Consider the following 13,317-nt stretch of genomic DNA (forward strand, 5'->3'; position numbering starts at 1 on the left):
GTCTCTCAGCCCTTCAGGTCACGGCGGTTGAAGGCCACGACGGCCACGGCGAACGCCGCTGCCGCGAGCCCGCACAGCACCAGGAGGTGGGTCGGGTCGAAGCCGTTGACGAGCGGCTCGCTGCCGGCGTAGTAGAACCAGGGGCTCAGCTCGGCCCAGGCATCGAGGTCGGCCAGCGGCAGCATGCTGTTGGCCAGGTAGGACGCGACCGCGATCCCGCCCGCCACGCCGGCCGCGACCGACGCCCGGCCCGTCACGGCCCCCGCAGCCATCGCCACGGCCCCGAACGCCAGGGCCAGGGCGCCGAGGTGGACCGCGGTGGCCACGACGTTGCCGGTCGACAGGCCGACGTCGAACCAGGCCGTCGCCGCCGAGGCTGCCAGGAGGAAGCCTCCGGTGGCGGCGCCCAGCGCGACGAGCAGGGCACCGGCCTTGCCGACCAGCACGCTGGTGCGGCTGACCGGGGTGCCCATCACCATGCCCAGGGTCTTGCGCTCCTCCTCACCCGCGGTGGCGGCGGCACCGGTCATCACCGCGAGAGCGACCAACGCCAGCGGAGCGATCAGGTTGAAGACCTCGCCGACGACGTACCCCCCGGGCGCGTCGCCACCCATGAAGCTCATCAGCTCCTCGGGGAAGTCCTTCGTCAGGTCGTCGAGCGTGTCGCTCATCCCCGAGTAGACGCCCAGCGCGCCGATGGTCAGGATGCCGATCCCGATGCTCAGGGCCGCGACCGGCAGCGACCGCTCCCGCAGGTCCTTGACCAAGATCTCAGTAGACATCGGCGGGCTCCTCGTCCGAGCGCTCGTGCTGCGGCTGGGCGTCGCGGTAGTAGGCCAGGAAGATCTCCTCGAGGTCGGACTCCTTGCTGTGCAGGTTGACGACCTCGTGCGTCATCGCGGCCTGGAGGAGGGAGTTGACCGACCCTTCGAAGGACACGTGCGCGATGCGGCCCTCGACCTCGGACGAGCGCACCCCCTCGACGCCGAGGAAGAGGTCGGAGGGCACGTCGTGCGCGAACTCGAAGTCGATGCGCCGGATGGCCTTGCGCTTGAGCTCGTCGACCCGTTCCACCACGACCAGACGGCCGTTGCGGATGATGCCGACGCGCTCGGCCACACGCTCGACCTCCGAGAGGGTGTGCGAGGAGAGGAAGACGGTGCGACCGTCGTCGCGCACCTCCTGCATCATCGAGTGGAACTCCTGCTGCACGAGCGGGTCGAGGCCGGCGTTCGGCTCGTCGAGGATCAGCAGGTCGGGCTTGTGCATGAACGCCTGGATCAGCCCGATCTTCTGGCGGTTGCCGGTGGAGTACTCGCCGACCTTCTTCGACAGGTCCGCCTCGAGCCGCTCGGCGAGCTGGTCGACGTAGGACTGGTCCACGCCGCCTCGGAGCCGGGCGAAGTACTGCAACGTCTGGTGCCCCGTCAGCTTGGGGTAGAGCGCCAGGTCACCAGGCAGGTAGCCCAGGTGCCGACGGATCCGCACCGACTCCTCGCGGATGTCCATCCCGAGGATCCGGGCGGAACCGCTGGTGGCGCGGATCTGGTCGAGCAGGGTGCGCATGGTCGTGGACTTGCCGGCGCCGTTGGGCCCCAGGAAGCCGAAGATCTCTCCCCGTCGCACGTCCAGGTCGAGGTCCGCGAGGGCCGTGAAGTCGCCGTACTGCTTGGTGAGTCCACGGGACTCGATGACGTGCTCACTCATCAGACATCTCCTGGTGCGCTGGACCGGCCGGGGCCGCCTGCGAGGAGTTTAGGTGCAGTCACTGCATCAAAGCAACAACTGCATGCGTAGACCACCTGCACTGTTGCGGACGATGACATCACTCCGCATACTTCGGCCATGGACTCCGCAGTGGAACCGCCGGGCAGGCGCGAACGGAAGAAGCGTCAGACGCGTCGCTCACTGCGCGACAACGCGCTGCGGCTCTTCGCCGAGCAGGGCTTCGAGCGCACGACGATCGCCCACATCACCGAGGCCGCCGACGTGGCGCCCCGCACCTTCTTCCTGCACTTCGCCTCGAAGGAGGACGTGCTCCTCGCCGACGCCCAGGAACGAGGCGCTGCCTTCGAGGCGGCCCTCGCGGCCCAGCCGGCCGATGCGACGCCGCTCGAGGCCGTCCGCGAGGCTCTGCGCGCACTGATGGGCAGCGAGGACCTCGACGCCGAGGAGCTGATGCTGCGGGCGCGGCTGATGGAGGAGGCCCCCTCGGTGCTGGCCCGCAACCTCGAGCAGTACACCGCGTTCGAGGACCTCATCAGCCGCGACGCCGCGCAGCGGCTGGGTCAGGACGCCTACCGCGACCGCTACCCCGCACTGCTCGGCGCGTCGGTCATGACCGGGCTGCGAGTGGCCATCTCGCTGTGGTACCGCCAGGGCGGCACGAGCGATCTGACCACGTACGTCGACGACGTGCTCGACGCGATCGGCTCCGGACTGGCACTGGCACCCCCAACGGGATTCGAACCCGTGCTACCGCCGTGAAAGGGCGGGGTCCTGGGCCGCTAGACGATGGGGGCAGGACGCGCCAGATCATAACGTGACCCGTCGACGCCCGCGTGCGTCGGCTCGCGACCGGTGGGAGCGGCTGGCAGGCTGGGTGCCACCACCGGCCAGCACGTGCGGCACCGACGACGAGGAGGGTCAGCGATGGGCAGGGCCACCCTCCAGTCGATCGCCGACGAGGTCGGCGTCAGCCGGATGACGATCTCCAACGCATTCTCGCGCCCCGAGAAGCTCAGCGCCGACCTGCGCACCCGCATCCTGGCCGTGGCCGAGAAGCAGGGCTACGCGGGGCCCGACCCGGCGGCGAGGGCACTGGCCCGGGGCCGGACCGGCACCGTGGGCCTGCTGGTGACCGGGCGGCTCGGCGACAACGTGCGCGACGCGGTCGGCACCCAGTTCCTGGTGGCGGTCGCCGACGCCCTCTCCGACCACGGGCTCGCCCTGACGCTGATCGTGGCCGGCGTCGGCAGCGACGTGGTCCCCGCCCGGGACGTGCCGATGGACGGCGCGCTGGTCTACGTCAGCGAACCCGGCTCCCCGGACGTCGAGTGGCTGCGCAAGCGCGAGCTGCCGCTGGTGACGATCGACCAGGACCCGCTGCCCGGAGTGCCCAGCATCAACGTGGACGACCTGGCCGGAGCCCGGGCCGCGGCCCAGCACCTGCTCGACCTGGGTCACCGACGCATCGGCACCCTCAACCTCGACCCGGTCAGCCCACCCTCCCTCGAGCGCGCCCGGGGCTGGGCCCAGGCCTTCGCCACCACCGAGGTCGAGGTGGTCGAGGTGGTCACCCCCTTCCGGCCTCCCGAGGCGGCGTACACCGCTGCCGTGCGCCTGCTCAGCGCCGCGGACCGGCCCACGGCGGTGCTCTGCTACTCCGACGCGTACGCCGCGCAGGCGCTGCGGGCGGCCGAGTCGCTGGGGCTGCGGGTGCCCGACGACGTGTCGGTGGTCGGCTTCGACGACGGACCCCTGGCCGCCTCGCTGAGCCCCGCCCTCACGACGGTCGCCCAGGACGTCACCGAGAAGGGCCGGCTCGCGGTCACCAGGCTGCTCGAGGTGACCGCAGCCCGCGCCGCCGACGCCTCGACCAGCCCGGCCTCGGCGAGCGCGGCCCCGACGAGCACCGCCCCGCGCACGGTGATGGCGACCTCGCTGGTGGTGCGCGACAGCACCGCGCCCCCACCCGCGCAGGTGCGCCCGGCTCGCGCGCAGGCCGATTCGTGACGTCCCGCGGCGCTGCGGTAAGGTGACCGCGCTCGGGCAGGTAGCTCAGTTGGTACGAGCGTCCGCCTGAAAAGTGGAAGGTCGGCGGTTCGACCCCGCCCCTGCCCACGAGCACCGCAGGGCTCTGACCTGCAGCACGAGGCCCCCGCCGGTTCACCGGCGGGGGCCTTCTGCGTCTCGGCTCAGACCAGGGCGCTGCGGCGTGCCTTGAGCTCCCAGCCTCGGAGTGGGTGCTGGGTGAGGTGCCACCTGGGGTCGTGGGCGCGGTGGTGGTGCCAGGAGCAGAGGGGGAGGGCGTCGTCGAGGTCGGTGTCGCCGTGGTGGGCCCAGGGGGTGAGGTGGTGGGTCTCGGTCCAGGCGAAGGGTCTCTCGCAGGTCCCGATGGCGCAGGTGTCGTAGAGCAGGAACAGGGCTTTGCGTTGGTGGTGGGTGTGGAGTCGTCGGGTGCGGCCGAGGTCGAGTGGGACCGAGTCGTTGGTGCCGGGCGGGGCGCCGAGGACGGCGGGGACGAGTCCGGCTTCGCAGGCCAGGCGGCGCAGGTCCCCGGCGGCGACCCGGGTGCCGGTGTCGAGGCGGGCGGTGCCGGTCTCGTGGGGTCCGTGCCAGTCGGGCCAGGTGGTGGGGTCGAGGTCGCCGGACTGTGCGAGGTCGCGGGTGAGGTCTTCGGCGGTCATGGTGACGAGCAGTGTGAGGGCGTTGGCGCCGTTCCAGCCGTCGGTGGGCAGGTGCTCGATGAGCTCGCACAGGGCGTTGCCTGCGACCTCCCAGCCGGAGAGGCCGTGGTCGGGGCCGGTGGGGGCGGACTCGTCGTACCCGGAGACCTGTTCTCCCTCCGGGCCGTTGCGCGCCTTGTTGAGGCGCCGGGGTGCGGAGAGGGTCTCGAGGGCGGTGCGGAGCAGGGAGCCGTGGAGCTCGGGGATGGTGAACTTGCCGGAGTAGGTGCCGTCGCCGTTGTCGTGCAGGGCGAGGTAGGTCTCGTGCTTGGCTCGCCTGGATTCGCGCCCGAGCATGATCGCTTCGTGCTTGTCGGCGAGGTCGCGGTCGACGACGTCGAGCATCCGCCGCGCGGCTTGGCGGAGCCTCTTGGGGTTCATCGGGCGACCGGTGCGGGTGCCGATGCCGATGGCTTTGTTCACCAGGACCTCTTCGGCGGCGGCGAGCTGCTCGGGGGTGGTCTCGAGGGGTGCTTGTTCGGCGGCGGCGACGATGATGCGGACCTGGCGGGTGGTGATCGCACCGGTCGCGTACGCCGCACGCGCGTGGTGGTACTTGCTGCGGAGCAGCTCCGCCACCCGCGCACCACCGGCGAGGACCTCACGGGACTGCTCGGTCAGGGCGGCGGCCCACGCGTCGGTACCGGTGGCGGCCTCGGCGTCGGCGACCTGGCGTCGTTCGGCCTCACCGAGCACCTCACCCAGCAGCGCGGACGCCTCTGCCTCCAGTCCCGAGAGGGCTTGGACCAGGACAGCGAGGTCCTCGACCGGCTGCCGACGCAGATCCCCGTCGCGAGCAGCCGCCATCGCCGCACGAGCCGCCGCGACCGCCGCCGCGACAGGACCCGACTCAGGCGCTGGGGCGAGGCTGGCGGGCACCCCAGGACCCGGGCCGGGGGCCCGGTCGCTGGTGGGGTGCTGGAGCAGCCTCATGCCCACCATTCCCCCACGCCGAAACCGGTTTGTCGAACACTTGTTCTAAACGATTCTGCCCTCCCGGGACGCAGCTCACACGACGACGAGCGCCACCGAACGGGTGGTGAGACAAGTGCTTGACGCCCCTACCGTCGGGACCATGACCGGCACAGCGCAGCCCCCCCTCACCCCGACCACCGCACGCACGCCGGGGACCCGGCCGCTGGCCTGGGCGGTGCTGGCTGCCTCCGTCCTCGAGGTCGTGGCGCCAGCGATCACCCTCAACGGACCCGGCTCCTCCCCCGACGCCGGTTCGGGGCCGGAGCTGCTGATCACCCCCGCCGGGTGGGCCTTCTCGATCTGGGGCGTCATCTACGCCCTGGCGATCGCCCAGGCGGTCGGGGTGCTCGCCGCCGGGGCCGAGCACACCTCCCGGCGCCTCCAGGTCTCCCAGCTGGTGCTGTACGTCGGCGGGGCGGTGTGGATCGCGGTCGCGGGCGTCGACAGCACCCTGGCCACCGCCGCCGTGCTGGTCGTGATGGCGGTGGCCGCCACCGCCGCCGTCCTCACCGTCGCCACCCAGGGCGGGCCCGAGTGGCTGCGGCTGCTCAGCCGCGCAGCGGTCGGCCTGTACGCCGGCTGGGTGACCGCAGCGGTCTTCCTCAACGTCTCCACGGCCCTGGCCGAGCTCGGCCCGCTGTCGGCGCGTGACGCCGGCTGGCAGGTCGTCGTGCTGGCGCTGGCCGCACTGACCCTGCTCGTGATCACCGCGCTGACCGGCGGGGTGGTCACCTACGCGCTGGCCGGCGCCTGGGCGATGCTCGGCATCGCCGTGACCGCGGCCGGGGACGGCACCACCGCGGTGCTCGTCACGGCCGTCGTCGCCGGAACGGCGCTGCTGGTCGCGCTCGCGACGGCCGCGGCGCGGGCCCGGCGAGCGGTCGCCACCGCCTGACCCTGACCGACCCACCCTCCCGGTGAGCCGTGAGGCTGCCACAGTGGAGGCATGGACGTCGCCCTCACCCTGGTCGCCGGCAGCCTGCTGATCGCGGTCATCATCGCGGCCAACGGCTACTTCGTGGCCCAGGAGTTCGCCTACATGGCCGTCGACCGGTCGCGCCTGAAGGCCATGGCCGGGCGCGGCGACAAGGCGGCCCAGCGGACCCTGCGGATCACCGACCGCACCTCCTTCATGCTCTCGGGCGCCCAGCTCGGCATCACCGTCACCGGTCTGCTGGTCGGCTACGTCGCCGAGCCGGTGCTGGGCACGGCGATCGGCGAGGTGCTGGGCGGCGTGGGCGTGCCGACCGCCACCGGCATCCTGGCCGGCACCGTCCTGGTGCTGGTCGGCTCCACCTTCGTGCAGATGCTCTTCGGCGAGCTCTTCCCCAAGAACCTCGCCATCGCCCGGCCGTACCCGGTCGCCGAGCGCCTCTCCCGCTCGACCCTCGTCTACATGGCCGCCTTCGGGTGGCTGATCCGGGTCTTCGACGCCGCCTCCAACGCGCTGCTCAAGGTCCTGCGGATCGAGCCCGTGCACGACGTCGAGCACTCCGCCAACCTCCACGACCTGCGCCGCATCGTCAGCGTCTCCCGCGACTCCGGCGAGCTGCCGCCCGAGCTGAGCCTGGTGCTCGACCGGATGCTCGACTTCCCCCAGCGCCCCGTGGGCCACGCCCTGGTGCCGCGCTCGCGGGTCGACGTGCTGGCCCACGACACCCCGCTGACCGAGGTGCGCGACGTGATGGAGGGCGGGCACTCCCGCTACCCCGTGCTCGACGACGAGGGCGACGTCGTCGGGGTGGTCCACCTCGTCGACGTCCTGGAGTCCCTGCACGGGACCGGGGACACCGGGGACCGCCCCGTCAGCGACGTGGCGCGCCCCGCGACCGTCGTGCCGACCCTGATGCTGCTGCCCGGGGCGCTGGCCGCCATGGACGAGTCCGGCGACCAGATGGCCTGCGTGGTCGACGAGTACGGCGGCTTCGTCGGCGTGGTGACCCTCGAGGACCTCGCCGAGGAGGTCGTCGGCGAGATCACCGACGAGCACGACGTCGACGAGGAGCCGCACCTCGTGCCGGTCGGCGACGACGGGCGCTGGACGGTGCGCGGCGACGCGCCCCTCGACGAGGTCGAGCGCGAGATCGGCGTGGTGCTGCCCGAGGGCGACTACGTCACCGTGGGCGGACTCGTGATCGCCACCCACGGCGCGCTGCCCCGGGTGGGTGAGCAGGTGGTCGTGCCCCTGCCCGACGACCCGGCCGACCTCGCCCACGACGACCACCCGCCCCGGCGCCGCCTGGAGGTCGAGGTGCTCGAGGTCGCCCGCCACGTCCCGACCCAGCTGGCCGTCGCCCTGCACGCCACGGATCCGGACGCCCCCGACGAGCACGCCGAGCACGCCGAGACCGAGAGCGAGGTCGCCCGATGACCGGTCTGGCCGCCATCCCCGTCACCATCGCGATCATCGCGGCGAGCGCCTTCTTCGTCGCCACCGAGTTCTCGGTCATCGCCGCCCGCCGCACCCGCCTCGAGGCCGCGGCCGCCGACAGCCGCTCGGCCCGCGCCGCGCTGCGCAGCGCCTCCGAGGTGCCGCTGCTGCTCGCCGGCAGCCAGCTCGGCATCACCGCCTGCACCCTGGCCCTGGGCGCGGTCACCAAGCCCGCCGTGGACCACGCGCTCGAGCCGGTGCTCGAGCAGGTCGGCCTGCCGGCCTACGTCGCCGCACCGGCGTCGTTCGCGCTGGCGCTGCTGCTGGTGACCTTCCTGCACCTCGTCGTCGGCGAGATGGCCCCGAAGTCGTGGGCGATCAGCCACCCCGAGCGCTCCGCGACCCTGCTGGCGCTGCCGATGCGGGGCTTCATGTGGGCCTTCCGGCCGGTGCTGACGGTCCTCAACGACGCCGCCAACCGGCTGGTGCAGCGGATGGGGGTCGAGCCGGTCGCCGAGGTGGCGATCGAGCAGGACCCCGACGACCTGCGCGAGCTGGTGCGCCACTCCGCCGAGACCGGCGAGCTCGACGCCGGTTCCTCCGAGCAGCTCGTCGGCGCCCTGGAGACCTCCCGCGCCACGGTCGACGAGGTCATCGGCGAGCGGGAGCTGGTCGTGGTCGACGCCGGGGCCAGCGTCGCCGACGTGCACGAGCGCGCCCGGAGCACCGGCCACCTGCGCATCCTCGTCGGCAACCAGCACGCCCCCACCGGGGTCGTGCACGTGCGCGACACGCTGACGGCGTCCGGACAGGACGCGGTCGAGCCGTTCGTCCGCGGCCTGCACCGCCTCGACGGGAGCACGACCGTCCTGGAGGCGCTCTCGGCGCTGCGCGAGGAGGGCACCCAGATCGCCCTGGTCGTGCGGGAGGGCGCCAGCCCCGCCGTCGTGACGATCGCCGACCTGCTGTCGCGGCTGATGCCGGCCACCGCGCGCGCGGAGAAGGTCGAGCAGTAGGGAGCCCCAAAGGTCAGTAGGGAGGCCGGACTACCTGATCGGGTGGTTTGGCGAGCAGGTCGGTGCACGGGTGTTTTACCCGGCCCGGGTGCGGGCACAGGACGGTGCACCGCACCCGACCTGAGGAGACACCAGATGAGCGAGCACCGCGAGCCGCAGGGCCTGTCCGACGAGGAGCTGGCCGCCGAGACCGGCACCGCCCTCCCCGACAAGGAGGTCGTCTCGATCCTCGACCTCAACGCCGACCTCGACCTCGCGATCGACGCCGCGGCCCCCATCGACCTCGGTGTGGCGGCCAACGCCAACGTCGCGGCCCCGATCGACGCCGCGGTGGGCGCCAACGTGCTCTCGGAGGGCTCGACCGCCCAGGCGATGGCCGACCAGGGCGCGGTCATCAACCAGAACGTCGAGGCCGACGCGATCGCCAACGCCACGCAGGACAGCACCCTCGAGCAGGGCGCCTCGCCCGACGCCTCGGCCTCGAACGACCCGGTGACCACCGCGGCGGGCGACCCGACCGGACAGGAGTCGACCACCCCGACCGCACCCGACGCGACCGGCACGACCGGCACGATCGGCGGCGCCGTCGACGGTGCGACCGGCGCGGTGGACGGTGCCACCGGCGGCGCCACGGGCGGCGCGACCGACGGCTCGGCGACACCGTGGGCGGCGCCGTGGGTGACGCGGGCGGCGCCGTGGGCGGCGTGACCAGCGGCGCTCCCTCGGTGGGCGACCTGGCCGACGGCAACCTGCTCGACGTCAACGTCGACCTGGCCGCCGACGCCAACCTCGCGGCCCCGATCAACGGTGCCGTGGCCGCCAACGCCAACGTGGCCGCGCCGATCGACGCCGCGGTGGCCGCCAACGTCGGCTCGGTCGACAGCGACGCGGTGGCCCTGGCCCAGCAGGACGCGATCATCAACCAGAACATCGAGGGCTCGGCGGAGGCCACCTCCGACCAGACCTCCGACATCTCGCAGCCCTGACGGAGACCCGGTGACCCAGCAGACCGACCCGCCGCCGCAGACCGCGCTCGCCGACCCGGCGGCCGGTCTGCGGCGTGCCGACGGGGTGCAGCTGATCGGCGAGATGGAGGGGTCCGGCTACCGGACCCCTCCGGCCCTCGCCCGGCGCTCCGACGGCCAGACCGTCCAGCTCACCGCGCTGCTGTACGCCGTGCTGGCCGCGCTCGACGGTCGCCGCGACCCCGAGGCGGTCGCGGCGGCGGTGCGGGAGACCACGGGTCGCCCCGTCAGCCCCGACAACGTCGCCACCCTCGTCGACAAGCTGCGCGAGCTCGGTCTCGCGGTGCGCGCCGACGGCAGCGAGCCCGTCGTGCGCCGCAGCAACCCGCTGCTGGCGCTGCGGCTCAAGGTCGCGGTCACCGACCCCGAGCGCACCCGGCGCCTCACCACCCCCTTCGCCCGGCTCTTCCACCCGCTGCTCGTGGTGCCGGTTTTGCTGGGCTTCGCCGCCATCACGGTGTGGGTGCTGGTGGTCAAGGGGCTGGCCTCGGCCACCCACGAGGCCTTCGCGCGGCCCGGCCTGCTGCTCGCCATCCTGGCCGTCACGATCCTTTCCGGCGGCTTCCACGAGTTCGGGCACGCGGCGGCGGCGCGGCGGGGCGGCGCCGACCCGGGGGTGATGGGTGCGGGCCTCTACCTGGTCTGGCCCGCCTTCTACACCGACGTCACCGACTCCTACCGCCTCGGCCGGGTCGGGCGCCTGCGCACCGACCTGGGCGGGCTCTACTTCAACGCCATCGTGGTGGTGGCCACCATGGGCGTGTGGTGGGCCACCGGCTACGACGCGGTGCTGCTGGTCGTGGCCACCCAGATCCTCCAGATGCTGCGCCAGCTGCTGCCGCTGGTGCGCTTCGACGGCTACCACGTGCTCGCCGACCTGACCGGCGTGCCCGACCTCTTCGCCCGCATCGGCCCCACGCTGCGCGCCCTGGTGCCCTGGCGCGAGACCGAGCCACAGGCGCGCGACCTCAAGACCTGGGCCCGCGTCGTGGTCACCGTCTGGGTGCTCACGGTGGTGCCTGTGCTGCTGGGCGTCGTGGTGCTGCTCGTGCTGACCCTGCCCCGCATCGTCGGCACCGCCCTGGCCGCCGCCGACGCGCAGCGCCGGATGATGCTCGGCGGCGCCACCGGCGACCCGACCCTGCTCGAGTCGGCCGGGCACGCCGTGTCGATGGTGGTGGTCGCGCTGCCGGTGCTGGCCATCGGCTACATGCTGACCCGGGTCGTGCGCCAGGTCGGCGCCGCGACGTGGCGACGTACCGACGGCCGCCCCGTACGCCGCGCGCTCGCGGTGCTCCTCGCGCTCGCGCTGGCCGCCGGGCTCGCGCTGGCGTGGTGGCCCCAGGAGGACCGCTACCGACCGGTGCAGGCCTGGGAGGGCGGCACCCTCGGCGACGCGGTGAGCCTCGCCCGCCCGCCCGCCGGCTACGAGGTCGGCGCCCGTGGCAGCGGCACCATCTACCTGCCCGACGGCGCCGAGGCACCCACCCGTGAGCGCCCGACGCTCGCCGCGGTGCTGGTCCCCGCCGGGGGCGGGGTCACCGACCCGGCGGCCGGGGAGGCCGCGGCGACGGAGACCGCCGACCTCGAGCAGGGTGACGTCGAGCAGGCCGACGACGGCACCTGGATCTTCCCCTTCGACGAGCCGCTGGCTCCCGACGCCGGCGACAACCAGGCCCTGGCGACCAACACCACCGACGGGACGGCCGCCTACTCCGTGGCCTTCGCGCTGGTCTGGGCCGACGGGGACCAGCCGCTGACCAACACCAACGAGGCCTTCGCGGCCGCCAGCTGCGACCGGTGTGCCGCGGTCGCGGTCGCGTTCCAGGTGGTGCTCGTCGTGGGCGAGGCGAACGTGGCCGTGCCGCAGAACACCGCGGTGTCGGTGAACTACGACTGCACCAGCTGCCTGACGTTCTCGGCGGCCGTGCAGCTCTTCGTCACCCTCGACGGGCCGCTCAGCGAGGAGTCCACCGCGCGCATCGAGGAGATCTGGGCGGAGGCGGTCACCTTCGGGCAGGACATCGGCTCGGTGCCGCTGGACCAGATCCAGGCCCGGCTCACCGACTTCGAGCAGCAGATCCTCGCCGTCATCGAGGCCGAGCAGGGGCCGCTGACCCCCGGTGGCGCCACCGGCTCGCCCAGCCCCGGCGACAGCGCGAGCCCCAGCGGCACCCCCGGCGGGAGCACCAGCGCCAGCCCGAGCGGCTCCCCCGGAGCGAGCACCAGCGCGAGCCCCTCGGGCTCGACGAGCCCGTCCGGCAGCCCGTCGTCGAGCGGGTCGACCAGCCCCTCGGGCTCGACCACGCCGAGCCCCACCGCCGCGTCGTCGAGCACGTCGTCCGGCACGTCGTCGCCCACACCGTCGAGCACACCCTCGCCGAGCGGCTCGGTCAGCCCGTCGGGCAGCGCCACGCCCTGACCCCGCACAGCGACGGGCCCCCACCCCCGCTGCCGGCGTACCGGCGGGAGGGTGGGGGCCCGTGCCACGGGGCCCGTCTGCTCAGAGCACGAGGAACAGCAGGATGACGATGGCGATGACGAGGGCGGCGATGGCGATGGTGCGAGTGTTCATGGTTCCTCCTGGTGACGGGGTGCCAGGCGTCCGGTCGGACCCCTGCCCCTGATCGTGGGGGCACCAACCTGCCAGTGTCACGCCGCCACGCGGCCCACCCCTTCGGACACACCCGCCCCAGCGACCCCAGGGGCCGCTCCTCACCCGCACGGGCGGTGCGCCCGGGGCCGGGAGACGAGAACCTCACAGGGAGCGCCGCCGGCGCGAAGGGAGGCACCACCATGCGAGGCATCCTCGGAGCCGTCGTCGTCATCTGGCTCGTCATCGGCGTCGTCGCCGCCATCCAGCGCGGCTACTTCGGCGACGACCAGGAGGTCAGCTGCGCGACGGCCGGCACCACCGCCGTCACCGTGCTGGCCGGTCCGCTCAACTACGTCGGGGCCAACCCGAAGGTCGACTGCGAGGTGCCCGAGCCGTCGAGCTGAGCCGTCGAGCCGAGCCGTCGAGCCGGGCCGCCCGCACCGGGACCTCGGTCCCTGGGGCGGCTCGGGACGGCGTGGGACCATGGCAGCACCATGACGACCCCGCAGCCCGCCACGCGCCCGCGACGCCGCCACCTGATCGATCCCGACAACCCCCCGCCGCCGCCCAGCAACGCCTCGCTGGGCCGGGTGCAGCAGTGGGTGATGTCGGTGCTGGTCACCACGACGATCCTGCACCTGAGCGTCGGGCTGGTGCTGGCGGCGTGGGTGATCGACCAGGACGACCTGGTGCCGGTGGTCGGCCTCGAGGTCATCGCGGGCATCTTCGCGGTGATCGCCGTCGGGCTCGCCCGGGCGATCCACCGCCTGCCGGTCCTCTCGCCGTGGCTCCTGCTGGGCGTCGTGCCCACCCTGGTCGGGCTCGTCGTCACCCTGACGTGACCGACACCGGCGAACCCGCCCGGGTGGTGCCGCGACGTGGGACC

At 73.3% G+C, this 13,317-nt stretch carries 13 protein-coding genes and 2 tRNA genes; 11 read left to right on the forward strand and 4 right to left on the reverse strand.

The window, feature by feature from the left end:
• Positions 1 to 5: 5 nt before the first annotated feature.
• Both H0S66_RS05535 and H0S66_RS05540 read right to left on the reverse strand, forming a co-directional pair.
• The gene (locus tag H0S66_RS05535) at positions 6 to 782 is read right to left on the reverse strand and encodes an ABC transporter permease subunit (protein ID WP_179614505.1); all 777 of its coding nucleotides are present in this window, start codon (positions 780 to 782) and stop codon (positions 6 to 8) included.
• The gene (locus H0S66_RS05540; RefSeq protein ID WP_179614506.1) at positions 772 to 1,707 is read right to left on the reverse strand and encodes an ABC transporter ATP-binding protein; all 936 of its coding nucleotides are present in this window, start codon (positions 1,705 to 1,707) and stop codon (positions 772 to 774) included. The genes H0S66_RS05535 and H0S66_RS05540 overlap by 11 nt, the downstream gene beginning before the upstream one ends.
• 138 nt (positions 1,708 to 1,845) lie before the next feature.
• Here H0S66_RS05540 and H0S66_RS20960 point away from each other — a divergent pair, with 138 nt between their 5' ends.
• A complete protein-coding gene (locus H0S66_RS20960; protein WP_420846880.1) occupies positions 1,846 to 2,487 on the forward strand; it encodes a TetR/AcrR family transcriptional regulator in 642 nt (213 codons plus the stop codon).
• Here H0S66_RS20960 and H0S66_RS05555 read toward each other — a convergent pair.
• Positions 2,447 to 2,522, reverse strand: a tRNA-Glu gene (locus H0S66_RS05555). The genes H0S66_RS20960 and H0S66_RS05555 overlap by 41 nt on opposite strands.
• A 130-nt stretch (positions 2,523 to 2,652) precedes the next feature.
• On the opposite strand from H0S66_RS05555, the gene H0S66_RS05560 reads away from it, so the two are divergent.
• Complete coding sequence (locus H0S66_RS05560) at positions 2,653 to 3,735, forward strand: LacI family DNA-binding transcriptional regulator (RefSeq protein ID WP_179614507.1); 1,083 nt, start codon at positions 2,653 to 2,655, stop codon at positions 3,733 to 3,735.
• A 34-nt stretch (positions 3,736 to 3,769) separates the two neighbouring features.
• Positions 3,770 to 3,843 (forward strand) — tRNA-Phe (locus tag H0S66_RS05565).
• Positions 3,844 to 3,917: 74 nt separating this feature from the next.
• On the opposite strand, the gene H0S66_RS05570 is transcribed toward H0S66_RS05565, so the two are convergent.
• Positions 3,918 to 5,255 (reverse strand): HNH endonuclease signature motif containing protein, encoded by a 1,338-nt coding sequence (locus tag H0S66_RS05570; protein ID WP_180923805.1) that lies wholly within the window; start codon positions 5,253 to 5,255, stop codon positions 3,918 to 3,920.
• Positions 5,256 to 5,523: 268 nt separating this feature from the next.
• Here H0S66_RS05570 and H0S66_RS05575 point away from each other — a divergent pair, with 268 nt between their 5' ends.
• From H0S66_RS05575 to H0S66_RS05610, 8 genes are all read left to right on the forward strand, one after another.
• Positions 5,524 to 6,318 carry an MFS transporter gene (locus H0S66_RS05575; RefSeq protein WP_179614509.1) on the forward strand — a complete coding sequence of 265 codons (795 nt, stop codon included), beginning with the start codon at positions 5,524 to 5,526 and terminating at the stop codon, positions 6,316 to 6,318.
• 51 nt (positions 6,319 to 6,369) lie between these two features.
• Complete coding sequence (locus tag H0S66_RS05580; RefSeq protein ID WP_179614510.1) at positions 6,370 to 7,794, forward strand: hemolysin family protein; 1,425 nt, start codon at positions 6,370 to 6,372, stop codon at positions 7,792 to 7,794.
• Positions 7,791 to 8,810: a CNNM domain-containing protein gene (locus H0S66_RS05585; RefSeq protein WP_179614511.1), complete on the forward strand. Its 1,020-nt coding sequence runs from the start codon at positions 7,791 to 7,793 to the stop codon at positions 8,808 to 8,810. The genes H0S66_RS05580 and H0S66_RS05585 overlap by 4 nt, the downstream gene beginning before the upstream one ends.
• A 135-nt stretch (positions 8,811 to 8,945) precedes the next feature.
• Positions 8,946 to 9,518, forward strand: coding sequence for a hypothetical protein (locus tag H0S66_RS20035; protein ID WP_219633620.1), 573 nt, complete (start codon positions 8,946 to 8,948; stop codon positions 9,516 to 9,518).
• A complete protein-coding gene (locus tag H0S66_RS05595) occupies positions 9,485 to 9,796 on the forward strand; it encodes a hypothetical protein (RefSeq protein WP_219633621.1) in 312 nt (103 codons plus the stop codon). The genes H0S66_RS20035 and H0S66_RS05595 overlap by 34 nt, the downstream gene beginning before the upstream one ends.
• Positions 9,797 to 9,806: 10 nt before the next feature.
• Entirely contained in the window at positions 9,807 to 12,257 is a 2,451-nt protein-coding gene (locus H0S66_RS05600; RefSeq protein WP_218876229.1) for a hypothetical protein, read from the forward strand.
• 374 nt (positions 12,258 to 12,631) lie between these two features.
• The gene (locus H0S66_RS05605) at positions 12,632 to 12,835 is read left to right on the forward strand and encodes a hypothetical protein (protein ID WP_179614513.1); all 204 of its coding nucleotides are present in this window, start codon (positions 12,632 to 12,634) and stop codon (positions 12,833 to 12,835) included.
• A gap of 90 nt (positions 12,836 to 12,925) precedes the next feature.
• Positions 12,926 to 13,273 (forward strand): hypothetical protein, encoded by a 348-nt coding sequence (locus H0S66_RS05610; RefSeq protein WP_179614514.1) that lies wholly within the window; start codon positions 12,926 to 12,928, stop codon positions 13,271 to 13,273.
• The last annotated feature ends 44 nt before the right edge of the window (positions 13,274 to 13,317 follow it).

The organism is Nocardioides marinisabuli, assembly GCF_013466785.1.
GTDB lineage: Bacteria > Actinomycetota > Actinomycetes > Propionibacteriales > Nocardioidaceae > Nocardioides > Nocardioides marinisabuli.